The following is a 22,577-nucleotide window of genomic DNA, read 5'->3' as shown; positions in this document are numbered from 1 at the left end:
GTCGCGTGCGCGGCCTGAGCGTTGGCGGCTTTGTCGGCGGACAGCACCGTGATCGTGCGTAGGCCGGGGTCTTTAGGGGCCGTCCTGTCGGTGCGGAAAGCGGTGAACCGGTAGCTGCCGAGAATCAGCCCTTCCACGGCGGCCTCCAGCGTACCCTCGCCCGACAACGCGCCCAGCGTGGTGATCGCGGCTTCGGCACCGCCGAGTGCGCGCGCCGCCGAGCCGGCCGCGCGGCGGATCAGGTCGGCCGGAAACTCGTCACGCGGCTTGCCGAGCCCGATCGTGAGCACGCTGGCCACCGGCAACGACTTCACCACCAGTCGGTGTACTTGCTCGACGGCGCCGGTGGCGCGCAGTGCCCGCAAGCCGTCCTCGATTTCGGTGACCGCGTCTTTCGGCAGCAGTGAGTGCGCGTCGGCGACGACGGCGCCCGGTTCGTCGTTGACGTCCTCGGGGCCGGACGACAGCACGGGGACGATCAGCACCGCCGATTTGGCGCCGCGGCGGGGCAGCGAAGTTGCGACGGCGACAGCAGGGGCCAGGTATCCGGGTTGGGTGCTCACGAATTCAACCCTAACGATCGTGGTATTCGGTCGCCCGCCGCCGGCGGGACAACTCGCCGATTCCTGCCTTTTGTGGACGGGCTTCGACACATCGATAGTGGACCGCAATCGCGTGGACGGCGCACGAGCCGGCGCACGAGACACTGGCCCGACCGAGGCGTGACGGCGAATGGCGATATTTGCCGCTCTCCTGGTGGCCCAGAGCTCGGCGCGGTCGCCGCGGACCGGTGTCGAGGTCGCTTATGCAGAGCCTGAGCGGACCAGCTCGTAGGCGATCACCGGAGTGTCGAAACCTTTGAGCTGCAATGGTTCCTGTTCGACGGCTGCCCAATTCGGCAGCTGCTCCAATACTTCGGCTGCGGCCAGGATCTGGCCTGGCGCCGCGGCGGCGACCAGGCGGGCGGCCAGGTTGACCGCGTTGCCGAAGTAATCGCCGTTCAGGGTCACAGTCGGGCCGTAGCCCAGGCCGGCGCGCACTTGCAGACCGGCCTGGTGTGCGCGCGGATGGTCGACGAGGTCGAACGCCGCCTTGGCCAGGCGATCCGGCTTCTGACTGACCCACATCACGGCATCGCCAAGGAACTTCACCACCCGGCCGCCGTCGGCATGCACCACATCGCTGACGGTGGCGGCGAATTCGGCCAGCATCACGGACAGTTCGGCCGGTGTCAGCGTTTGGGTCAGCGCGGTGAAGCCCGACAGGTCTGCGAACCCGACGCCGCACATCACAGTCGCCGACGGACCGACTTCCACGCCTTCGATGAAGGTCCGCGTGCTGACCAGATGATGGCGATGGGCGGCGTCGATCATCGCGCCCAGGCGGGGAACGAAGTGCGCGGCTTGCCGATAGGCAAGAGCGGTAGTGAGTTCGTCGTTGGTGTGACCGAGCCAGAGCCCGGGGACGCTGTTCCGAATCATCGTTGATGCCGCATCGGCCAACCGGGCGACGGTGGCTCCCAGGACCCGCAGAAAGCCGTCTGCGGCGTTCTGGCCCATGTGCGTCCGCAACTCGACCCAGGTGGCTAGGCCGTCGACATCCGCCTGGCTCAACGCCGGTGTGTCGGAGTCTTCGACGGTGAGCCCGAGCATGGACCAGGCGTATTCGATATGGGCGACCGGCACGCCGATCGACTCCGCGGCGGTGCGCAGCGTATGGGTCTGCCGCCCCGATTGCAGCAGAGCGTCGCCGGCGAGTCCGAACAGCCGGCCGCGACGCTCGGCCTCGGCCATGTCGTCGACGGTGAAACCGAGGTCCGCCAGGTATTCCAGCAGGTCCGCGCGCGCCCGCGGATCAGCGATTCCGGCGGCCTGGATGGCCTCGAAGTCCAGGGAATCGACCACCGGTCAAGTCTGCCAGTGATGACCCGCATTAGGGTGAAATGTCGACGAGGCGCGCTGGCGACGATGCCGAGCGAAGCGATGGGGAGGAGCAGCGCCGATGACCGAAGTGTTGCGCGGACCGCTGGACGACCGCCATCGCGAGCTGGGCGCAAGCTTCGCCGAGTTCGGCGGCTGGCTGATGCCGGTGTCGTATGCCGGTACCGTCGCCGAGCACACCGCGACCCGCAACGCCGTAGGTCTGTTCGACGTGAGCCACCTGGGCAAGGCATTGGTCAAGGGTCCCGGCGCCGCCGCGTTCGTCAATTCGGCGCTCACCAACGACCTCGACCGTATTGGGCCGGGCAAGGCCCAATACACGTTGTGCTGCAACGAATCCGGCGGTGTCATCGATGACCTGATCGCCTATTACGTCGGGCCCGACGAAATCTTCCTGGTGCCCAACGCCGCCAACACCGCTGCCGTCGTCGCTGCCCTGAAAGATGCTGCGCCCGAAGGAATCGCCATCACCGACGAGCACCGGTGCCATGCTGTGCTCGCCGTGCAGGGCCCGCGGTCAACGGACGTGCTCACCGGACTCGGGTTGCCGACCGACATGGACTACATGGGCTACGCCGACGCCGAATCCGACGGCGTGCCGGTGCGGGTGTGCCGCAGCGGATACACCGGCGAGCACGGCTACGAGCTGCTGCCGCCCTGGGACTCCGCGGGGGTGGTGTTCGACGCACTGCTGGCCGCGGTCGAGCGAGCCGACGGGCAGCTGGCCGGTCTCGGCGCGCGTGACACGCTGCGCACCGAGATGGGCTATCCGCTGCACGGTCACGAACTCTCGGCGGACATCTCACCGCTGCAGGCCCGGTGCGGCTGGGCGATCGGCTGGAAGAAGGACGCGTTCTTCGGCCGCGACGCGCTGCTGGCGGAGAGGGCAGCCGGCCCGCAGCGGCTGCTGCGAGGTTTGCGGGCGGTGGGCCGCGGGGTGCTTCGGCCCGACCTGAACGTTCTCGACGGGGACGCAGTTGTCGGCGTCACCACGTCTGGCACGTTTTCCCCGACGCTGAAGGTCGGTATTGCGTTGGCGCTCATCGACGTCGACGCGGGTATCGAGGACGGCCGGCACGTCAATGTCGAGGTCCGCGGCCGCGGTATCGAGTGCGAAGTCGTCAAGCCCCCGTTTGTCGAAGCGAAAACTCGCTAGTGACCGGTTATACAATCGCCTGATGACCCGCGCCGACGACCATCGACAGGGCAGCGCGATCCGGAAAGGCCAGCAGGAGTGGCGCACATGACCGGCGACGTCCTCGAGTTCACGGTGTCGCGCACCGCAAACCCGGCCAGTGACGACGCGCGCCAAGCGATCCTCGCCGACCCAGGCTTCGGCAGATATCACACCGACCACATGGTGTCGATCGACTACTCCGAGGAGCGGGGTTGGCACGACGCGCGGGTCGGTGCGTACGGGCCGATCGAGCTGGACCCGTCGGCGATCGTGTTGCACTACGCGCAGGAAATCTTCGAAGGACTCAAGGCCTATCGCTGGGCGGACGGGTCCATCGTGTCGTTTCGCGCCGACGCCAACGCCGCGCGGCTGCGGAACTCAGCCCAGCGGATCGCGATACCCGAATTGCCCGACGAGCTGTTCCTGGAATCGCTGCGACAACTGATCGCCGTCGACGACGTCTGGGTGCCGCCGGCGGGCGGCGAGGAGTCGCTGTATCTGCGGCCGTTCATCTTCGCCACCGAGCCGGGATTGGGGGTGCGCCCGGCCAAGCTGTACCGCTTCATGGTGATCGGCTCGCCTGCAGGGGCTTACTTCAAGAACGGCATCAAGCCGGTAACCGTCTGGATATCAACGGATTACGTTCGGGCCAGCCCGGGTGGCACCGGTGCCGCGAAGTTCGGTGGCAACTATGCCGCGTCGCTGGTGGCCCAAGCCGAAGCCGCTGAGCATGGCTGCGAACAGGTGGTGTGGCTGGATGCCGTCGAGCGTCGCTACATCGAAGAGATGGGCGGGATGAACCTGTTCTTCGTGTTCGGCAGCGGTGGGTCGGCGCGCCTGGTCACACCTGAGCTGTCCGGTTCGCTGCTACCGGGCATAACGCGAGATTCATTGCTGCAGTTGGCAACTGACGCAGGTTTCGCCGTCGAAGAGCGCAAGATCGACATGGAAGAATGGCAGAAGAAAGCCGCCGACGGCGAAATCACCGAGGTGTTCGCCTGCGGAACCGCTGCGGTCATCACACCGGTGTCGCGGGTGAAATACGGAGAGGATGAATTCACCATCGGCGAGGGTGAATCCGGCGAGGTGACGATGGCGCTGCGCGATACGCTCACCGGCATCCAGCGCGGCACCTTCGCCGACACCCACGGCTGGATGTCACGGCTGGGCTGAGGGCAGTCTGGTCCGATTCCAGCCCGCGGGTTCGCGGTCAGAACCGCGTCGCGGCGGCCAGCGTCAACGCAGTCACGGTCGTGGTCAATTCCATTGCGGCGCCCAGTACGTCACCGCTGACGCCGCCGAAACGTCGTACGCAGTGCCGCACCAGAATCAGCGACGCGATCAGGGCGGCCAGCACCGCGACCGGCCCGTGCCAGGGGTGTCGACCGGCGGCCGACGAGGCGGTCAGCAGCACGGCCACCCAGGCCGCGACCACCGGCGTGGGCTGGCTGCCGACGACTCGAGCGCCCAGCATGCTGCCGGGTGCGGCCGACATGCCGCGGCGACAGGCCAGCACCGCAGCCACCCGGCCCGCGCACACCGCGACTACGATCCCGCCCGGTTGCAGCGTCGAAAACGCCAGTCCCTGAATGGCGATCACCAGCACGATGGCGGCCACGCCGAATGGCCCGGTCGACCCGTCGCGCATCACTGTCAGCGCGCGCTCGGGCGGCCCGTAGCAGCCGAGCCCGTCGGCGGTGTCGGCCACACCGTCGATGTGCAGGCCGCGGGTTGCCGCCAGCACTGCGGTCACGCCGAGCACACCGGTCAGCGGATTTGCCGCACCGAACGCCCACCAGCCGGCCCACATGACCGCGGCGACCAGCGCACCGAGCACTGCGCCGACCACCGGAAGCGCGGACATCGCGCCGCGGCCGAACGGCCGCTGTCCCGGCATCGGCACGACGGTTTCGAACGCGAAAGCCGCTGCCAGCGAATCGATCACGATGCAGGAGGGCGGTCGGTGACGTTGGCGTCGGCGAACGTCGCCATCGATGCCAGCGTGGCCACCGCGGCCCGCAGCACCGGCAATGCCACCGCGGCCCCGCTGCCTTCGCCGAGTCGCATCCGCAGGTCGACGATCGGGTCCAGGCCGAGTTGAGCCAGCGCGAGCGCGTGCGCCGGCTCGGTCGACAAATGACCGGCCTGCCACCACAGCCGGGCGCCCGGCGCCAGTTGCTCGGCGATCAACGCGGCGGCCGTCACCACCATGCCGTCGAGCAGCACCGGGGTCCGCCGCTGGGCCGCCTGGGCGCAGAAGCCGGCGATACCGGCCAGATCGGCGCCGCCGCAACACTGCAGCGTCGCCACCGGATTGGCCAGCACGTGCTCGGCCCGAAACATCGCGTCGCGCACCGCGGCGGTTTTGCGGGCCCATCCGGCGTCGTCGATGCCGGTCCCGTAACCGACCGCGGCGACCGGCTCGACGCCCGTCAGCGCTGCGACCAAAGCTGTTGCTGCAGTGGTGTTGCCGATGCCCATGTCACCCGCGATCAGCAGATCGGCGCCCCCGTCGACCTCTTGGTCGGCGATCTGGCGGCCGGCGTCAATTGCGTCGCGGGCCTGCTGTTCGGTGAGCGCATCCTCGGTGGCGATGTCACCACTGCTTCGTCGCACTTTGTGGGCACCGATCTGAGCAGACAGTGGGTCGGCGTCCACGGCGAGGTCGACGACCCGCACACTCGCCCCGGCGATATCGGCGAGCACGTTGATCGCCGCGCCCCCGGCCGCAATGTTCGCGACCATCTGCGCGGTGACTTCAGGCGGATACGCCGATACCCCGGATCGCGCGACGCCGTGGTCGCCGGCGAACACGACGATCCGGGCACGCTCGAATTGCTTTGGTGGGCATTGCCCTTGGCACGACGATACCCATGCGGACAGATCTTCGAGGCGGCCCAGCGCGCCGCGCGGCTTGGTGAGGGTGTCTTGGCGCGCGCGAGCTGCCGCCGCGGCGGCCGTATCGGGCGGTGCGACCGGTGAAAACATCGTCAGGTCCTGGGCAACTTGATCGGCAGCGGATGGCCGGCCACCACCAGCACTACCCGGTCGCAGACCACGGCCAACCGCTGATTGAGCGAGCCCAGCTCGTCGGTGAACCGGCGGGCCGACGTGCTGCCGGCATGGACTGTCAGGCCGACCTCCGGGCTGACCAGGACCAGCGGCGAACTGAAACATGAAACGGCGCTTGTCAGTTCGTCGAGGTCAGCCGATATCGGCTCGCCTTCCCAGGCCTGCCGCCGATCGAGCGTGGCGGTCAGCCAGCCGCCGATGTCGTCGACCAGCGTCGCGGTGTCCGGTGATCGTCGCAATTGGCCGGCGACATCGTCGGTTTCGACCGTGTGCCAGTGCGGTGGCCGGCGATCGCGATGCTCGGCGATGCGCTGTCGCCACACCGGATCGGAGTCGCCGGCCTTTCCGGTCGCCAGGTAGTGCACGGTCTGGTCCGTCGCCAGCGACTCGGTGATGGCGGCTTCCGCCCACCGGGACTTTCCCGACCTGATTCCGCCGAGCACCAAGGTTCGCACCGTGGATCAATCGTCCCGCAGCGGGTCGCCGTGTGCGGGCTTCATCCGCGGCGGCCTACTCGACACTGGCGCCGTGCTTGACCTGGGGTCGCGGTGCCCGCATCCGGCGCATCTGGGAGGCCCGGCTGGCCGCATAAAGCCCTAGCTTCCAACGGGTTTCGGTGTCCTCGGGGAACTTCTCGTCGACTTTGCGGACGACCTTGCGGCCGAGGATCAGCCCGTCGAGCGCCATCACGAGCATCAACAACAGCATCGCGGGCGACACGTAGAGCTGAAGCTGGGGGACGGCGAACATGAAAAACATCAGTCCAAGGGCCGACGGCATGAACAGGCCGAGCACGTTGCGACGGGCGTCGACGATGTCGCGGACGTACCGGCGCACGGACCCCTGGTCGCGGGACAGCAGGTAGCGCTCGTCGCCGTTCATCATGCGCTCGCGGCGCTCGGCCATCTGGGCACGCCGTGCCGAACTCTGCTGTTTGCGTTCCTCGCGGCTGAGTTTGGGCCCGGCCAACGACTTCCGCCGGGCCCGGGCCTCCGCGGACGTCATCGGCGCCGGCGCGACCGGGCCTTTACGCCCCGCATCGCGTCGCGGCGTGGGCCGCCCTTTGGGAGCGGTGCCCTGCGCGGTGCGAGGCGCCGGCGCTCCGACGACCTCGGCCGTCGGCGTGGCGTCGCCGCGGTCCTCGTCCTTGTTACGGCCCAGCAGTTTCACGCCCGCCAGGTTACTTCGCGGCGGACACGTCTGGAAAACGGCCGGGATCGTGCTCGGGCCCTACTGTTGCTGAGATGAGTAGGCCGGTACACCCTGCGCCGGCTATGCGACTGCTCATCGCGCCGGACAGCTTCGGCGACACCTTGACCGCGGTCCAGGCGGCGGCGGCCATCGCGGCGGGCTGGAACCGGGTACGTCCGGGCGATCGCATCGTCGTCGCGCCGCAGTCCGATGGCGGCCCGGGGTTTGTCGACGTGCTGGCCAGCCGGTTGGGGGAGCGGCGTCAGCGGCAGGTCTGCGGCCCGCTGACCGATGACGTGCGCGCCGAGTGGCTGCTCGAACCGGCGTCGCAGACGGCCTTCTTGGAATGCGCGCAGGCCTGCGGACTGGCGCTGCTGGGCGGTCCGCCGACACCGCAGACCGCACTCGCGGCGCACAGCCGCGGAGTCGGTCAGCTGATCGCGACGGCCCTGGACGCGGGTGCCACCCGCATCGTGGTCGGGTTGGGTGGGTCCGCCTGCACCGACGGTGGTCTCGGGCTGATCGCGGAGCTCGGCGGCCTTCCCTCCGCGCAGCGACTCCTCGACGGAGTGCAGCTGGTGGCCGCCTGCGATGTCGAATATCCGCTGCTGGGGCCCTGGGGAGCGGCCCGGGTGTTTGGCCCGCAGAAGGGGGCGGATCCGGGCACTGTGGCCGCGCTCGAGGACCGCCTCAAGCAGTGGGCCGGCCAGCTGGACTCCGCCGCCGGACGGCCTGTCAGCGCGCAGCCGGGCGCAGGAGCCGCCGGTGGGATCGGAGCGGCACTGCTCGCGTTGGGCGGATGCTGCCAGTCGGGCGCATCGATCGTCGCCGAGCACACCGGCCTGGCCGCTCACCTCGCCGTCACCGACCTGGTGATCACCGGGGAGGGCAGGTTCGACGAGCAGTCGCTGCGCGGCAAGGTGGTCGGAACGCTGGCAGGAACGTCGCAGGTGCCGGTGGTGGTGCTGGCCGGTCAGGTCGCGCTGGACGAGGCGACCTTCCGATCTGCGGGCATTCTGGGCGCCGCCGGTGTCTCCGATCACGCCGGTTCGGTGCGACTGGCCCTGGCCGATGCCGCCAACCAGCTGATCGGACTGGCCGCCGACGTCGCGGCACGACTCTGACGAATAGTGCGCCGCCTGCGGTACCTTTGAGGAGGCGGGTCGAATCGCTCGACCGAACCCACCAGGACACAAGAACTTACTCAGGAGAAGCAATGACTGTTCAGGACGAGTCAACCGCCGCCACCACGCACGGCGTGATCTTGACCGATGCCGCAGCAGCCAAGGCTAAGTCACTGTTGGACCAGGAAGGGCGCGACGACCTGTCGCTGCGGATCGCGGTCCAGCCCGGGGGATGCGCCGGCCTGCGTTACAACCTGTTCTTCGACGATCGCGCGCTCGACGGTGACCTCACCGCCGACTTCGGCGGGGTGAGATTGACCGTCGACCGGATGAGCGCGCCGTACGTCCAAGGCGCCTCGATTGACTTCGTCGACACCATCGAAAAGCAGGGTTTCACCATCGACAACCCGAACGCGACGGGCTCCTGCGCCTGCGGCGACTCCTTCAACTGACGCTGGACCAGTGGCTCAGTACACTCCCACGCTGTGTAGCACGTAGGAGCACACCAATATGTGATTGTGCTGGCTGATCAGCTGCGCGACGCCCTGCACCTCGCTGCGCGTACTGCTGCCGGTTGCCGGCTGCACGCGCATGGTGAACAACACCTGCGCCTGATAGTCCGACCAGTAGACGATCTTGTCGATCGACGTCACCTGGGCCTCGGAGAACTGCTTGCGAAACGCATCGCTGCTGAGTCTGGCCAGCGCCTGGTCGGATCGGCGGTCCCGGACGGCGTCGTAGATGCCGCAGAGCGTGTTGCGGGCGATGGCCTCGGTGTCGCGGTGTTGCAACGCGTCGAGGTAGCCCTGGATCGCGGTGGCGGCGGTCGCATCGGAGAATGCGCCACGCGCGGCCACCGGAGCACGGTGCGTGCTGTACACGACTGCGGTGATCACAGTTGCGACGACGAGCAGCGCAACACCGCCGCCCACGAGCAATCGGGGCCGACGAGGCTTCGGCAGCGGCACCGGCGGCGGGCCCGGATACGCCATCGCCGGCGGCGGTGGCGGATACCCCGGCCGGGCTGGGATGGGCTGGCTGGGATGCGTGTCGCCCAACGGCGGTCCGTCGGAGCCCATACGGTGGTCCGACGAGTACGGACCGGACATAAACGGGTCTCCTCGGGTAGCACAGCCGCAGGGCCTAAAAGGATGCGTCAGGCCGCAGCGAGGTTCTCCTACGGAGGCTAGCGGGCGTCTGCCCGCGATGTAGAGCCGACCACGGTCACGGGTAGGCTTCGATAGCCAAACTGAGGATGTGAAGGGGTGGAGTTTCGTGACGATCGCGGTAACCGGTTCTATTGCCACTGACAATTTGATGCGGTTTCCGGGTCGATTCTCCGAACACCTGCTGGCCGATCACCTGCAGAAGGTGTCGCTGAGCTTCCTGGTCGACGACCTGGTGATCCACCGCGGCGGCGTCGCCGGCAACATCGCGTTCGCCATCGGTGTGCTCGGTGGCGACGTGGCGCTGGTCGGGGCGGCCGGTGACGATTTCGTCGGCGACTACGGCAAATGGCTGCAGTCGCACGGCGTCAACACCGACCACGTGTTGATCTCGAAGTCCGCTCACACCGCACGTTTCGTCTGTACCACCGACGAGGACATGGCGCAGATCGCGTCGTTCTACCCGGGTGCGATGTCCGAGGCCGGCAACATCAAGCTCGCCGACCTCGTCTCCTCGCTCGGCAAGCCGGACCTGGTGATCATCGGCGCCAACGACCCGGCCGCAATGGTGGTGCACACCGAGGAGTGCCGCAAGCTCGGCCTGCCGTTTGCCGCCGACCCGTCGCAGCAGCTGCCCCGGCTGTCCGGCGAGGAGATCGACAAGCTCGTCGACGGCGCGGAGTACCTGTTCACCAACGACTACGAGTGGGAACTGCTGCAGTCCAAGACCGGCTGGTCAGAGGCCGACGTGATGGGCAAGGTCGGCCTGCGGGTCACCACGCTGGGCGCCAAGGGCGTCGACATCGTCGACCGCGACGGCGGATGCGTGCACGTCGGTGTGGTGCCCGAAACCAGCCTCACCGACCCCACCGGTGTCGGTGACGCCTTCCGGGCCGGCTTCCTCACCGGTCGCAGCGGCGGCCTGAGCCTGGAGCGCTCGGCGCAGCTGGGCTCGCTGGTCGCGGTGCTGGTGCTGGAGTCGACCGGCACCCAGGAATGGACGTGGGACGCCGCGGCCGCCAAGACCCGGTTGGCGGACGCCTACGGCGACGACGCCGCCGACGAAATCGCGGCCATCCTGGCTTAGCGCTTGGACGAGCAGACGCAGAATCGCGCTCGAGAACCATTTTCCGTGCGATTCTGCGTCTGCTCGCGGTCAGAGCTCGACGGGATACACCGGCTCGCTGATCTGCGGCACCACCCGGTGCTCGACGAAGATCGCGTGCCACAGCATGAAAATCAGCACGGTCCACAGCCTGCGGCTGTGATCGGCTGTGCCGCAACGGTGTTCGTCGAGCATTCGCCGAACGGCCGCGCGGTCGATCAGGTAGTCGGTCGCCGACGCGTCGATCGTCTGGTGCGCCCACTCCAGCAGCGGGCCGGCGCGCAGCCAATGCCGGATCGGCACCGGGAAACCGAGTTTCGGCCGATTGAGCACGTGCGGCGGGACGATCGGCTCCAGTGCGCGGCGCAGCGCGTACTTGGTGGTGGTGCGGGTGATCTTGGCGTCCACCGGCAATCGGGACGCGACGGCGAAAACTTCGGGGTCCAGGAACGGCACCCGCAATTCCAGCGAGTTGGCCATGGTCATCTTGTCGGCCTTGACCAGGATGTCGCCGCGCAGCCAGGTGAACAGGTCGAGGTGCTGCATCCGCGCAACCGGGTCCCAGTCGGCTGATTGAGCGTAGAACGGTGCGGTGATGTCGATGTGGGTCCATTCCGGACGGAATCCGGTCAGCACGTCGCGCAGTTGCGCGTCGGAGAAGCTACGGGCGTTGCCGTAGTAGCGCTCTTCGAGCGTCAGCGATCCGCGATGCAGCAGGCTCTTGCCGCGCATGCCCTCCGGAAGCGGCTTGGACACCTTGCCCATCGAGCGCCGAAGCGGCCGGGGAAGATAGTCAAAAGGCTTCAACGACAACGGTTCCCGATAAATCGTGTAGCCGCCGAACAGTTCGTCGGCGCCCTCGCCGGACAGCACTACCTTGACGTGCTTGCGTGCCTCGCGGGCGACGAAGAACAGCGGGACCAGCGCCGGGTCGGCTACCGGTTCGTCGAGGTACCAGACGATTTCGGGCAAGGCCTCGACGAACTCGTCGGGGGAGACGACTTTGGCGATGTGGCGAGCACCGATCGCCTCGGCCGACGCCACCGCGACGTCGACCTCGGAGAATCCCTCACGCTCGAAGCCGGTGGTGAAGGTGATCAGCCGCGGGTTGTGCCGGATGGCCAATGCCGCGATCGCTGTCGAGTCGATGCCCCCGGACAGGAACGAACCGACGGTGACGTCGGCCCGCATGTGCTTAGCCACCGAGTCCTCCAGGACCGCGGTGATCTCGTCGTAGCGGGCCTGCTCGGTGCTCTTCGAGAACGGCACCGTGTGGAAGCGTGGGACGAAGTAGCGGGTGGTCTCCGGTTGCCGGCCGGGGCGGATGCGGGCATAACAGCCCGATTCCAGCCGGCGCACCCCGCGATGCAGCGTCTCGGGTTCGGGCACGTACTGCAGCACGGTGTAGTGCTGGACGGCGCGGCGGTCGATCCCGGCAAGCCCGGTGTCGAATCCCACCAGATCGGCCAGGTCCAGCAGGCACTTCTTCTCGCTGGCCATCGCGGTGCCACCGGGTCCGCTCGCCATGAACAGCGGTTTGATGCCGAAAGGGTCACGGGCGCAGACCAATTCGCCGGCAACGGTGTCCCACAGCGCGAAGGCGAACATGCCTCGCAGGCGCGGCAGCGCGTCGGCGCCCCAGTAGTGGTACGCGGCGACGATGGCCTCGCCGTCGCCGTCGGTGGCGAACACGGCGCCATGTCGTTCGGCGAGCTCCGCGCGCAACTCCAGGTAGTTGTAGATCTCGCCGTTGAACACCAATTCGTAGCGGTCCGGGGTTTCCGGTGGACCCCAGCACAGCGGCTGATGCGAATGCGCGATGTCGATGATCGACAGCCGGTTGAAGCCGAATACGACTGAACTGGCCGGGTCGGCCCAAGTGCCCGGCTCGTCCGGACCGCGGTGGCGCATCAGACGCGACGCCTGCGCGATGGCCTGGGCGGTGGCGTGCGCGCTGCCGTTCGGCTCGTCGCCGGGCGGGGCAGCCACGAAGGCCAGCAGTCCACACATCGCCGTCAGTATGCCGCAAGCGGCGGCCGCTGATGGATGCCGCAAGCGGCGGCGCGAAAGTGGCGGGCCTGCACTCGGCTCCGCTGCGTGCGTGGTCTACGCTGCGTAGTATTCGACGTGCGAGTCAGCCGACAGTACCCTCGACCGGGGGATGCGCGACGTCGGTCCAGCTTGTGATTCTCAGGAGGCGCGACCGTGACATCTCGCGGGCCAGGCTCTTCGCAGGGCTTGTTGAACAGCCAATCGTCAGGTTTCCACAGGCTTCGTAAGCCGGCGATCGTCGGCATGCTGGGCTTGCTCGCGGTGAGCCTGAGCGGCTGCAGCTTTACCGAGGCCATGGCGTTGGGCTGGCCGCGGGGCATCACCCCGGAGGCCGATGCCAACCGGCAGCTGTGGGTCGCCGCGGTGATCGCGTCGCTGACAGTCGGCTTCATGGTGTGGGGCACGATGTTCTGGTCGATGGCCTTCCATCGCAAGAAGGCGACCGACACCGAGCTGCCCCGCCAGTTCGGTTACAACATGCCGCTGGAGCTGGTGCTCACCGTGATTCCGTTTCTGATCGTCTCGGTGCTGTTCTACTTCACCGTGGTGGTGCAGGAGAAGGTGATGCACCTGGCGTCCGACCCTGAGGTCGTCATCGATGTGACGGCGTTCCAGTGGAACTGGAAGTTCGGCTACCAGAAGGTCGACTTCAAGGACGGCACGCTCCGCTACGACGGAGCCGACGCGGCCCGCAAGGCGGCCATGACGTCCAAGCCCGAGGGCAAAGACTCCCACGGCGAGGAGTTGGTCGGCCCGATCCGCGGGCTCAACACCGAAGACCGCACCTATCTCAACTTCGACAAGGTCGAGACGATCGGGACCAGCACGGAGATCCCGGTGCTGGTGCTGCCCGTCGGCAAGCGGATCGAGTTCGTGCTGGCCTCGGCCGACGTGATCCATAGTTTCTGGGTGCCGGAGTTCCTGTTCAAGCGCGACGTGCTGCCGCATCCGGCGGCCAACAACTCGGTCAACCGCTTCCAGGTCGCTAAGATCGACCGGACCGGGGCGTTCGTGGGTCGCTGCGCGGAGTTATGCGGCACCTATCACTCGATGATGAACTTCGAGGTCCGGGTGGTGCAGCCCAACGACTTCAAGGCCTACCTGCAACAGCGGATCGCCGGCAAGACCAACGCGCAGGCGTTGCAGGCGATCGCGCAGTCCCCGTTCGCAGTCACTACTCATCCGTTCGACACCCGCCGCGGCGAGCTGGTGCCGCAGGCGAGTAAGTAGGACCTCCCGTAAGAGAGTAGGCCAATGCATATCGAAGCCAGGTTGTTCGAGTTCATCGCGGCGTTCTTCATCTTCTGCACGGTCCTTTACGGCGTGCTGACCAGCCTGTTCGCCACCGGCGGCATCGAGTGGGCCGGAACCACGGCGCTCGCGCTGACCAGCGGCCTGGCGCTGATCGTCGCGACGTTTTTTCGGTTCGTGGCCCGTCGGCTCGACACCCGGCCGGAGGACTACGAGGGTGCCGAGATCAGCGACGGCGCAGGGGAGCTGGGTTTCTTCAGCCCGCACAGCTGGTGGCCGATCCTGATCGCGCTGTCCGGTTCGGTGACGGCGGTCGGCATCGCCATGTGGCTGCCGTGGCTGATCGGCGCCGGAGTGGTGTTCATCCTGAGTTCGGTGGCCGGGTTGGTCTTCGAGTACTATGTGGGTCCCGAGAAGCACTGAGACGCACCGGTAGGCCGGCCTTCAGGTCACAATCCGGGCGTCAGTTGATCCGTGACCGGGTCGCCCGGAATCTCGCGCGAGATCTCGTTGGGTAGGGTTTTCGCCAGGCATATTGAGGAATATCGGAGCGCGCGTCCGACACCGCGACCGTGGTGCTGCGTACGCCGGTGAAGTAGTCGAACAGGACAGACGATCATGAGCGGGCCGAATCCACCAGGGCCGGAGTCCGAAGAACTCGGACTCGGCGTCGAGGCCGGCCACAGCGGCAGCGACCTCGAGGGTGGCGACAGCGATTTCGGTGTGGGCCCAGGGGATCCCGATGCCGAGGTCGCGACCGGCCAGACCGATGTCTACTCGCGGGCCTACTCCGCTCCGGAGTCCGAGCACATCAGCAGCGGACCGTATGTGCCCGCCAACCTCGACCTCTACGACTACGACCAATACGACGACGCGCCTGGCGAGGAGCCGGAAGTGAAGACCCCGCGCTGGCCGTGGATCGTCGGCGTCGCCGCTATTGTCGCGGCGATTGCCCTCGTCGTCTCGGTGTCACTGCTGTTCGCGCGCACCGACACCAACAAGCTCGCCACACCCAGCACGCCGACGACATCGACGCCGCCGATGCAGGACGAGATCATCGTCACCACCACGACCCACCCGCCGGCGCCGCCGTCGTCGAGCGAGCCGCCTCCACCGCCTCCGCCGTCCAGCGAGCCACCGCCACCGCCGGCTCCCGCACCCGAGCCGGCTCCCGCACCCGAGCCGTCGCCGGCACCTGCGCCTGCGCCGGCTCCCGCCCCGGCGCCGCCACCGGCACCCGCCCCCTCGCCCGCTCCGGCTGGGCCCAAGCAGTACACGTATTCGGTGACCGGCACCAAGGCGCCGTTCGACCAGATCACGATCACCTACACCGATGCGTCGGGGATGCGACGGACGCTGTCCAACGTCTACATCCCGTGGACGATCACGCTCACCCCGATCTCGGCCTCCGACGTCGGCTCGATCGAGGCGTCCAGCCTGCTGCGGCTGAGCAAGCTCAACTGCAAGGTCACGGCCAGCGACGGAACGGTATTGTCGTCCAACCAGAACAACCAACCGCAGGTCAACTGCTGATGATTGACAGGTACTCCCAAGCCTGGCGGGCGCGCGGCAGGGTCTCCGCGGCTACGTCCGACCGCATCCTGATCGGCTCATGCGCGGCCGTATGGCTTGCGTTGGTCGGGATGAGCGTCGCCGCGCTCGTCGCGTTGATGGACCTGGGGCGAGGCTTTCACTCCGCGAAGGGCAACCCGCACACCTCATCGGTGCTCTACGCGATCATCATCATCTCCGCGCTGGTCATCCTGGCGGCGATTCCGATGCTGCTACGGGCCCGCCGCACCACTCGGGACACACCGGCGGCCCGCTCAGTCGGCTCACCGGCGCGAACGGTGAGCGCACGGTCGATCAGGTCGGGGCCGATGGCCGGGACGGCGCACGGCGCCACCGAGCGGATCACCACGCAACGGCCGGCGCTGCCCGACACCGAGGTCGATCGCTTCTGGCTGCGCGGCACCCTCGCGCTGATGGGCACGATGGGCGGGGCGCTGCTTGCGGTGGCTACCGCGACGTATGCGATGGCCATCGGCCACGACGGCTTGTCGTGGACCAGTTATGGCGTCGCCGGTGCCATTACGCTGGCGATGCCGTTGGTGCCCTGGCGGCAAGTGCGGCAACTCCGCGGTGTGCTCGCCGCTTGATTGTGGTGCCGCTTGGACACATTCGTATTCGTGAACAGCTAGAAAAAGATCGCGGCTCCGGTTACCCGAAGCCGCGATCGACAGAGCGTTTCAGTGATGGCCGTTGGCGGAGCCGTTGCCGTTGGTCGAGCCGTTGCCGTTGCTGCCGTCCTGGTGTTCCCGCAGCGCGGTGAGCGCACGGGCTGAGGCGGCGTGGTGCGCTTCGGTCAGAGCGGCGTCCTCCGAAGCCGGGTCGGCATAGAGGAAACTGCCGGAGCCGGGGGCACCACCGGCTCCGAGCTTGTTCATCTTCACCGGCAACGGAGCGCCCTGGTACTCCAGCGGCACGGGGTGGCCGTGGTCGTCGACCGGGCCCAGCGGCTGGTGCAGCTCGATGTAGGCACCGTGCGGCAGACGTTTGATGATGCCCGTCTCGATGCCGTGCTCGAGGACGGCGCGGTCACTGCGCTGCAGCGCGATGCACCAACGGTAGGTGACGAAATAGACGATCGGCGGCAGCACCACCATGCCGATGCGCCCGATCCACGTGGTCGCGTTCAGCGAGATGTGGAAGTTCAGCGCGATGATGTCGTTCATGCACGCGTAGGTCAACACCATGTAGAGCGCGATCGCCATCGCGCCGACCGAGGTGCGTACCGGCACGTCACGCGGTCGCTGCAGCAGGTTGTGGTGAGCGGTGTCGCCGCTGAAGCGCTTTTCCATGAACGGGTAGACGATGAGCAAGGCGAACACCAGACCCATCAGAACAGCGATCCACACCGGTTGGGGAATGGTGTGGTGGCCGAAGTAGAACTCCCAGTCCGGCCACATGCGGAGCAGGCCGTCGGTCCACATCATGTAGAAATCGGGTTGCGAGCCGGCTGAGACCTGCGACGGCGTGTACGGCCCGAGGTTCCAAATGGGGTTGATCTGCAGGAGCCCACCCATCAGCCCCAGCAATCCGACCGTCAGCGCGAAAAAGGCGCCGGACTTGACCGCGAAGATCGGCATGACGCGGACGCCGACGACATTGGACTCGGTACGGCCGGGCCCGGGAAATTGAGTGTGCTTCTGGAACCAGACGAAGGCAAGGTGAGCCGCGATCAGCGCCAGCATGATGCCCGGCAGTAGCAGGATGTGCAGGCCGTACAGCCGCGGAATGATGTAGCCGCCCTCGGCGCAGTTGTAGCCGACGCCGCCACACGGGAAACCGCCTCCGAACAGGGCCCAATGCAGCCAGGTGCCGATCACGGGTATGCCCAGGGTGATGCCGGAGAGCGCCGCCTCAAGACCGGTACCTGACAACAGGTCGTCCGGGAGCGAGTAACCGAAGAAACCCTCGAACATCGCCAGAATCAGCAGCAGTGAGCCGATCACCCAGTTGGCTTCGCGCGGCCGGCGGAATGCGCCGGTGAAGAAGACCCGGGCCAGGTGCACCATGATTGCCGCCGCGAAGAGCAGTGCCGCCCAGTGGTGAACCTGGCGGACGAACAGCCCGCCGCGTATCTCAAAGCTGATGTCGAGCGTCGACGCGAACGCCTTCGACATCTCCACACCACGCAGAGGTTGGTAGACGCCGTTGTAGGTGACTTCCTGCATGGACGGATCAAAGAACAGCGTCAAATACACCCCGGTGAGCAGCAGCACCACGAAGCTGTACATCGCGATCTCGCCGAGCAGGAACGACCAGTGGGTAGGGAACACCTTGTTCAATTGGCGGCGGGTGGCAGCCGACAGGTGATAGCGCGAGTCGACCGCGTTGCCCTGTTCGGCCATCACGTCGGCAATGCTGGGTGGACTCAGTTTCGGACTCATGTTGTGCGCTCCCAAAATGCCGGACCGACGGTTTCGATGAAGTTTCCGTTAGCGACGAGGTACCCGTCGGCGTCGATAGTTATCGGCAGCTGAGCCAGTGCGCGCGCGGCCGGGCCGAATATCGGCTTCGCGTAATTCAAGGCGTCGAACTGCGACTGATGGCACGGGCAGAGGATGCGGTATTCCTGCTGCTCGTACAGCGATGCCGGACAACCCAGGTGCGAGCACACCTTGGTGTAGGCGAACAGTTCACCGAAGTTGAAGCTCTCCTGCCCCTTGCGTTTGACCACTTTGGGCAGGTCGGTGGCTCTGATGCGGATCAGCATCACCGGGTTTCGGACCCCATTGAAAATGTCTAACAGCTTTTCGCGTGACTCGACCGTGGTGCCGTCGCCGTCGGATTCGCGCCATGGAAACACCGTTTCCATGCCGCTGGCGTCAATGTCTTCCGGGCGCATCTTGACCAACTGTGCGCCACGCGACTCCCCGGTGGCCCGGGCCAGGAAGATGGTCTCGCCGTGGTAGCGGGGCGTCCAGCCCGTCGTCCATAGCAAGGCCGTCTTGCCGTCGGCGGTCTGTATCACCGGCTTCCACGGGTTCTTGATCAGGCCTCCGACGAACGCCACCAGGGTGCCCAGCCCGAAGGCGCCGAGGCCCGCGCCGAGCGACAGGCCGATCAATTTGCGACGTCGCAGGGCCGAGCCTGCTAAAGCGTCGGACAGGTTCGCGGCAACCGTCTTCCGGTCGATTTCAGCGGACCCCGCCGCGCCGTAGTGGCGGTCCTGGATCGAAATCTCTTCGGGGATGAACTTTTTCTGGTACATCACCGCCCCGATCGCGATGCACAGTACCGATCCGCCGAACGTCAGGCCGTAGAGCGGGGTGGCCAGCGAGTAGGCCAGGCTGCCCGACGATCCGGTCGGCTGATACTGCCACGGCCAGAACAGGAACACCAACAGCAGCGCCAGCCCCAGCAAACCACCGAGCAGCAGCCAGATGGCCACCAGACGCTCGGCACGCTTCTCGGCTTTGGTGCCCTCGACCGGCCAGCGCGACTCCTTGAAGACGGTCTCGACGCCGTCGAGCCGGCCGCCGAGCGCCACAAGCTCCTCGCGCGACATGGCGTTCAGTTCGGCCTCGGTGGGCTGGCCGCTCTCGTTTGTCATCGGGCGCCGCTCCTTCTCATCGCTACGCTCTGAATCGTCGCCACCCGTGTCATGATCGCGACCCAATCCACAGCGCCGCACCAATGATGGCGACCATCCCGACGATCCAGATGACCATGCCCTCAGGTGCGGGTCCGAAGCCGCCCAGGCCGTTGCCGCCCGGACTGCGAGCCTCGGTCACATTCTTCACGTACGCGATGATGTCCTTCTTCGCGTCGAACGAGAGCTGACGGTCGGAGAACTTCGGCATGTTCTGCGGCCCGCTCAGCATCGCGGCCAGGATCTGCTGCTCGTTGGCCGGCGCCAGGGCGGGAGCGTACTTGCCCGACGACAGCGCGCCGCCCTTGCCGGTAAAGTTGTGGCACGAGGCGCAGTTCAACCGAAACAGGTCACCGCCTCTGCCTAGATCGCCGCCGCGCAGCGACGTCGTCGCGATACTGCCGTCGGGATTACGCAGCACGGTCGGCCCGCCACCATTGGCCTGCACATAGGCGCCCAACGCGTCGATCTGCGATTCGTCGAAAGACGGCTGTTCTTGATGTTCTGCCTGAGCCTCGCCGCGCCGGGCAGGCATCCGGCCGGTCGACACCTGGAAGTAGACCGCGGCCTCGCCGACACCGATCAGGCTGGGCGCGCGGTCCGACACACCCTGCAGGTTGGCGCCGTGGCAGGTCACGCACGAGGTTTCGTAAAGCTGCTTGCCCTTGCGCAGCATCGCCGACGACGACTCGTCGGCGACGGCCACCTGCGGGCTGGGAGTCAGGACGGCGGCAAGTCCGCCGGCCACCATGAGGGCTAATACCAGCAGCAGTCCGGCCGACAACCGGCGGCGCAGGCGACGGCGCGCCCGCTCACTCAGCGATCGGTCCCACCCCAGTCTCGTCAACCGAGCACTCCTGTTCTTTCCCTTGCTGGTCATCGGATACTTGCTCATCGGATGAAGTAGATCGTGACGAACAGCGCGATCCAGACGATGTCGACGAAGTGCCAGTAGTAGGAGACGACGATCGACGCGGTGGCCTGCGAGGGGGTGAACTTACTCATCGTGGTGCGGGTCAACAGGAAGATGAAGGCGATCAACCCACCGATGACGTGCAACCCGTGGAAACCGGTGGCCAGGTAGAACACGCTGCCGTACGCGCTGCTCGGGATCGTGGTCCCGTGGCTCACGAGGTGGAGGTACTCGTAGCCCTGCCCGAGAACGAAGAACAGCCCCATCGCGAAGGTGAGCAGATACCAGCGGCGCAGCCCGAACACGTCGCCGCGCTCGGCCGCGAACACCCCCATCTGGCAGGTGAACGACGACGCAATCAGCACCAGTGTGACCGGCACCGCCTGGTACAGGTTCAGCTCGGTCGGGGGCGGCGGCCAGCTGCCCGCCGCCTGCGACCGCGCCGTGAAGTAGAAGGCGAACAATCCAGCAAAGAACATCAACTCGCTGGAAAGCCACACTATGGTGCCAACACTGACCATATTCGGGCGATTGAGCGAATGTACTCGCGCCGTGATTGCTGTACCCGAGGTTCCTACCGCACTCGTCACATCCGCAAGTATGACGCTTTGTAGTTGTCGGCTGCTACCCGGGGCGGCAATTTGCCGTGTGGAATTGATCTCGCCCCGCCGGCGTCGCTCGGCTGCAACCCTGGTTGCCGCGGCAGACTCAACACCGTGGGACCATCTGCGGTGTGGCGGCGTCATCGTCGGGACCCTCTCAGCGGCCCCCTGTAGCGGCGCCGTCGTGGCCGCGGGTCCTGGAGGTTTTGACCGCTGGCCAGGATCTGCCGCGCGGGCAGGCCGGTTGGGCCATGGAGCAGATCATGACCGGATCCGCGACACCAGCGCAGCTCGCGGCCTTCGCGGTGGCGATCACGATGAAGGCGCCGACCTCGGCAGAAGTGGCCGAGCTGGCCGACGTGATGCTGCAGCACGGTCGCCGGCTGCGCACCGACAAGATCGGGACCGACACCGTCGACGTGGTCGGTACCGGCGGCGACGGCGTCAGCACGGTCAACCTGTCCACGATGGCAGCGATCGTGGTGGCCGCCAGCGGTGTCCCGGTGGTTAAACACGGCAACCGGGCGGCGTCGTCGCTGGCGGGCGGAGCCGACACCCTGGAGGCGCTGGGTGTGCGCATCGACCTGGACCCCGACGATGTCGCTCGCAGCGTCGCCGAAATCGGGATCGGCTTCTGCTTCGCACCGCAATTTCATCCGTCGTACCGCAATGCCTCGGCGGTGCGGCGTGAGATCGGTGTGCCGACCGTCTTCAATTTGCTTGGGCCGCTTACCAATCCGGGGCGGCCGCGGGCCGGGCTGATCGGCTGCGCATTCGCCGATCTGGCCGAGGTGATGGCCGGGGTGTTCGCCGCGCGCCAGTCCAGCGTGCTGGTGGTGCACGGCGACGACGGTCTCGACGAGCTGACCACGACCACGACGAGCACCATCTGGCGGGTGCAGGCCGGGACGGTGGACAAGCTGAAATTCGATCCCGCCGGCTTCGGGTTCGCGCGCGCCGAACTCGAGGAGTTGAAGGGTGGGGATGCCGTTGCCAACGCCGAGGAGGCCCGCTCGGTGCTGGCCGGCGCCAAGGGACCGGTGCGTGACGCCGTCATTCTCAACGCCGCGGGCGCGATAGTCGCCCATGCCGGGCTATCCAGCCGCGCCGAGTGGCTGCCGGCGTGGGAGGACGGGCTCGGCCGGGCCGTCGAGGCGATCGACAGCGGTGCGGCCGAACAACTGCTCGCGCGTTGGGTGCAGTTCGGTCAGCAGCTCTGAGTCGCGGCTGGTGACGGCCTGTTCGGCCACCACCCGTGCCGAGCGTGCCGACGCGGCCCACGTGGCCCACGGGCCCGCCGACCGCAGCGGCGAGCACCAACCCCGCTCGCCGCTCGTCCGTACGATGCGCACGCCTGGGGCCGACAGCCAGCGGGCGATCAGCGCCGTCTCCTCGACCAGTGCGCCACCCAGCGGCGCCGGCTGCGGCAGGATCACCTGCGCCCCAGCCTCGATCGCTTCGACCACGGGCATCGGCGGAACGCCGCGGCGGGCGATCCCGGCAGCGGCGAGCTGGCCGTGCCGGACGACGGCAAGCTGCCAGCCGTCCTCGCCGTCCGGGGCGGCGGCCACCAGCTCCGGCAGCGCGGCCAGCGTGCGCAGGCGCTGACCGCGCCACAGCACCTCGATGGCGGCGACCGTGTGGTCGCGCAGCCGGGCTGCGCTCTCGTAGCGCTGCCGACCGGCGAGCTCGGCGATCCGCCCAGCGGCCGCCGCCAGCGTCGCATTCTCCAGGCCGGCGATCAGCGCCGCGGCGCTGATCGCCGGCGGACCGTATTGCGCGGCGGTGATGTCACGGGCCGCGGGGCACGGCGAGACTTCACGCCG

The 22,577-nt window shown here is 67.3% G+C and carries 22 protein-coding genes; 10 read left to right on the top strand and 12 right to left on the bottom strand.

Features of this window, described 5'->3' with window-relative positions:
- Both ABDV69_RS15940 and ABDV69_RS15935 read right to left on the bottom strand, forming a co-directional pair.
- Positions 1-563 (bottom strand): M17 family peptidase N-terminal domain-containing protein (locus ABDV69_RS15940; RefSeq protein ID WP_343576075.1); only part of this gene is annotated, 563 nt, incomplete at its 3' end.
- Positions 564-803: 240 nt separating this feature from the next.
- Positions 804-1,904: an adenylate/guanylate cyclase domain-containing protein gene (locus ABDV69_RS15935; RefSeq protein WP_343576074.1), complete on the bottom strand. Its 1,101-nt coding sequence runs from the start codon at positions 1,902-1,904 to the stop codon at positions 804-806.
- A 97-nt stretch (positions 1,905-2,001) separates the two neighbouring features.
- Between ABDV69_RS15935 and gcvT the strand changes: the two genes are divergently transcribed.
- Complete coding sequence (gcvT, locus tag ABDV69_RS15930; protein WP_343576071.1) at positions 2,002-3,096, top strand: glycine cleavage system aminomethyltransferase GcvT; 1,095 nt, start codon at positions 2,002-2,004, stop codon at positions 3,094-3,096.
- Positions 3,097-3,183: 87 nt separating this feature from the next.
- Complete coding sequence (locus ABDV69_RS15925; RefSeq protein ID WP_343576070.1) at positions 3,184-4,290, top strand: branched-chain amino acid aminotransferase; 1,107 nt, start codon at positions 3,184-3,186, stop codon at positions 4,288-4,290.
- Between the two features lie 37 nt (positions 4,291-4,327).
- On the opposite strand, the gene ABDV69_RS15920 is transcribed toward ABDV69_RS15925, so the two are convergent.
- From ABDV69_RS15920 to ABDV69_RS15905, 4 genes are read right to left on the bottom strand one after another with little or no spacing between them, the layout of a single operon-like run.
- The gene (locus ABDV69_RS15920; protein WP_343576068.1) at positions 4,328-5,062 is read right to left on the bottom strand and encodes an adenosylcobinamide-GDP ribazoletransferase; all 735 of its coding nucleotides are present in this window, start codon (positions 5,060-5,062) and stop codon (positions 4,328-4,330) included.
- Positions 5,059-6,111: a nicotinate-nucleotide--dimethylbenzimidazole phosphoribosyltransferase gene (gene cobT, locus ABDV69_RS15915; protein ID WP_343576088.1), complete on the bottom strand. Its 1,053-nt coding sequence runs from the start codon at positions 6,109-6,111 to the stop codon at positions 5,059-5,061. The genes ABDV69_RS15920 and cobT overlap by 4 nt, the downstream gene beginning before the upstream one ends.
- On the bottom strand, positions 6,108-6,644 hold the full coding sequence (locus tag ABDV69_RS15910) for a bifunctional adenosylcobinamide kinase/adenosylcobinamide-phosphate guanylyltransferase (RefSeq protein ID WP_343576066.1): 537 nt from the start codon (positions 6,642-6,644) through the stop codon (positions 6,108-6,110). Before ABDV69_RS15910 ends, cobT begins: the two co-directional genes overlap by 4 nt.
- Before the next feature lie 55 nt (positions 6,645-6,699).
- Positions 6,700-7,359, bottom strand: a complete 660-nt coding sequence (locus ABDV69_RS15905; RefSeq protein WP_343576064.1) for a DUF3043 domain-containing protein — start codon at positions 7,357-7,359, stop codon at positions 6,700-6,702.
- Between the two features lie 74 nt (positions 7,360-7,433).
- Here ABDV69_RS15905 and ABDV69_RS15900 point away from each other — a divergent pair, with 74 nt between their 5' ends.
- Complete coding sequence (locus ABDV69_RS15900) at positions 7,434-8,504, top strand: glycerate kinase (protein WP_343576062.1); 1,071 nt, start codon at positions 7,434-7,436, stop codon at positions 8,502-8,504.
- A 92-nt stretch (positions 8,505-8,596) separates the two neighbouring features.
- Complete coding sequence (locus ABDV69_RS15895) at positions 8,597-8,956, top strand: iron-sulfur cluster assembly accessory protein (protein WP_343576059.1); 360 nt, start codon at positions 8,597-8,599, stop codon at positions 8,954-8,956.
- 15 nt (positions 8,957-8,971) lie between these two features.
- On the opposite strand, the gene ABDV69_RS15890 is transcribed toward ABDV69_RS15895, so the two are convergent.
- Complete coding sequence (locus tag ABDV69_RS15890) at positions 8,972-9,613, bottom strand: hypothetical protein (protein ID WP_343576056.1); 642 nt, start codon at positions 9,611-9,613, stop codon at positions 8,972-8,974.
- A 166-nt stretch (positions 9,614-9,779) separates the two neighbouring features.
- Between ABDV69_RS15890 and ABDV69_RS15885 the strand changes: the two genes are divergently transcribed.
- Positions 9,780-10,757 (top strand): carbohydrate kinase family protein, encoded by a 978-nt coding sequence (locus ABDV69_RS15885; protein WP_343576054.1) that lies wholly within the window; start codon positions 9,780-9,782, stop codon positions 10,755-10,757.
- A gap of 69 nt (positions 10,758-10,826) precedes the next feature.
- On the opposite strand, the gene asnB is transcribed toward ABDV69_RS15885, so the two are convergent.
- Positions 10,827-12,785, bottom strand: a complete 1,959-nt coding sequence (gene asnB / locus ABDV69_RS15880) for an asparagine synthase (glutamine-hydrolyzing) (RefSeq protein WP_343576052.1) — start codon at positions 12,783-12,785, stop codon at positions 10,827-10,829.
- 285 nt (positions 12,786-13,070) lie between these two features.
- Between asnB and ABDV69_RS15875 the strand changes: the two genes are divergently transcribed.
- From ABDV69_RS15875 to ABDV69_RS15860, 4 genes are all read left to right on the top strand, one after another.
- On the top strand, positions 13,071-14,057 hold the full coding sequence (locus ABDV69_RS15875; protein WP_343576086.1) for a cytochrome c oxidase subunit II: 987 nt from the start codon (positions 13,071-13,073) through the stop codon (positions 14,055-14,057).
- Positions 14,058-14,081: 24 nt separating this feature from the next.
- The gene (locus tag ABDV69_RS15870) at positions 14,082-14,501 is read left to right on the top strand and encodes a cytochrome c oxidase subunit 4 (RefSeq protein ID WP_343576049.1); all 420 of its coding nucleotides are present in this window, start codon (positions 14,082-14,084) and stop codon (positions 14,499-14,501) included.
- A 195-nt stretch (positions 14,502-14,696) separates the two neighbouring features.
- The gene (locus ABDV69_RS15865; RefSeq protein ID WP_343576046.1) at positions 14,697-15,611 is read left to right on the top strand and encodes an MmpS family transport accessory protein; all 915 of its coding nucleotides are present in this window, start codon (positions 14,697-14,699) and stop codon (positions 15,609-15,611) included.
- Positions 15,611-16,237, top strand: coding sequence for a DUF2561 family protein (locus ABDV69_RS15860; RefSeq protein WP_343576045.1), 627 nt, complete (start codon positions 15,611-15,613; stop codon positions 16,235-16,237). Before ABDV69_RS15865 ends, ABDV69_RS15860 begins: the two co-directional genes overlap by 1 nt.
- Positions 16,238-16,327: 90 nt before the next feature.
- Here ABDV69_RS15860 and ABDV69_RS15855 read toward each other — a convergent pair whose 3' ends face one another.
- Genes ABDV69_RS15855 through ABDV69_RS15840 form a run of 4 tightly spaced genes read right to left on the bottom strand, consistent with a single transcriptional unit; the run spans position 16,328 to position 20,739 of the window.
- Positions 16,328-18,031 (bottom strand): cytochrome bc complex cytochrome b subunit, encoded by a 1,704-nt coding sequence (locus tag ABDV69_RS15855; protein ID WP_343576044.1) that lies wholly within the window; start codon positions 18,029-18,031, stop codon positions 16,328-16,330.
- A complete protein-coding gene (locus tag ABDV69_RS15850; RefSeq protein ID WP_343576043.1) occupies positions 18,028-19,197 on the bottom strand; it encodes a ubiquinol-cytochrome c reductase iron-sulfur subunit in 1,170 nt (389 codons plus the stop codon). The genes ABDV69_RS15855 and ABDV69_RS15850 overlap by 4 nt, the downstream gene beginning before the upstream one ends.
- Before the next feature lie 49 nt (positions 19,198-19,246).
- Positions 19,247-20,083 (bottom strand): cytochrome c, encoded by an 837-nt coding sequence (locus ABDV69_RS15845; protein ID WP_343576084.1) that lies wholly within the window; start codon positions 20,081-20,083, stop codon positions 19,247-19,249.
- Positions 20,084-20,127: 44 nt separating this feature from the next.
- Positions 20,128-20,739, bottom strand: coding sequence for a heme-copper oxidase subunit III (locus ABDV69_RS15840; protein WP_343576041.1), 612 nt, complete (start codon positions 20,737-20,739; stop codon positions 20,128-20,130).
- A 134-nt stretch (positions 20,740-20,873) separates the two neighbouring features.
- Between ABDV69_RS15840 and trpD the strand changes: the two genes are divergently transcribed.
- A complete protein-coding gene (gene trpD, locus ABDV69_RS15835; RefSeq protein ID WP_343576082.1) occupies positions 20,874-21,971 on the top strand; it encodes an anthranilate phosphoribosyltransferase in 1,098 nt (365 codons plus the stop codon).
- Positions 21,972-22,577 lie beyond the last annotated feature (606 nt).

This window comes from Mycobacterium sp. (assembly GCF_039583785.1).
Lineage (GTDB): Bacteria > Actinomycetota > Actinomycetes > Mycobacteriales > Mycobacteriaceae > Mycobacterium.
Note: the sequence above shows the minus strand (reverse complement) of the source record. Positions and strands in the feature narration are given on the sequence as shown.

Excerpts from the sequence above, each read along its gene's own strand:
- ABDV69_RS15925 (WP_343576070.1), top strand. The coding sequence starts at position 3,184 with ATGACCGGCGACGTCCTCGAGTTCACGGTGTCGCGCACCGCAAACCCG.
- ABDV69_RS15860 (WP_343576045.1), top strand. The coding sequence starts at position 15,611 with ATGATTGACAGGTACTCCCAAGCCTGGCGGGCGCGCGGCAGGGTCTCC.
- ABDV69_RS15870 (WP_343576049.1), top strand. The coding sequence starts at position 14,082 with ATGCATATCGAAGCCAGGTTGTTCGAGTTCATCGCGGCGTTCTTCATC.
- ABDV69_RS15890 (WP_343576056.1), bottom strand. The coding sequence starts at position 9,613 with ATGTCCGGTCCGTACTCGTCGGACCACCGTATGGGCTCCGACGGACCG.
- asnB (WP_343576052.1), bottom strand. The coding sequence starts at position 12,785 with ATGTGTGGACTGCTGGCCTTCGTGGCTGCCCCGCCCGGCGACGAGCCG.
- ABDV69_RS15875 (WP_343576086.1), top strand. The coding sequence starts at position 13,071 with ATGCTGGGCTTGCTCGCGGTGAGCCTGAGCGGCTGCAGCTTTACCGAG.
- ABDV69_RS15900 (WP_343576062.1), top strand. The coding sequence starts at position 7,434 with ATGAGTAGGCCGGTACACCCTGCGCCGGCTATGCGACTGCTCATCGCG.
- ABDV69_RS15850 (WP_343576043.1), bottom strand. The coding sequence starts at position 19,197 with ATGACAAACGAGAGCGGCCAGCCCACCGAGGCCGAACTGAACGCCATG.
- ABDV69_RS15865 (WP_343576046.1), top strand. The coding sequence starts at position 14,697 with ATGAGCGGGCCGAATCCACCAGGGCCGGAGTCCGAAGAACTCGGACTC.
- ABDV69_RS15895 (WP_343576059.1), top strand. The coding sequence starts at position 8,597 with ATGACTGTTCAGGACGAGTCAACCGCCGCCACCACGCACGGCGTGATC.
- ABDV69_RS15855 (WP_343576044.1), bottom strand. The coding sequence starts at position 18,031 with ATGAGTCCGAAACTGAGTCCACCCAGCATTGCCGACGTGATGGCCGAA.
- gcvT (WP_343576071.1), top strand. The coding sequence starts at position 2,002 with ATGACCGAAGTGTTGCGCGGACCGCTGGACGACCGCCATCGCGAGCTG.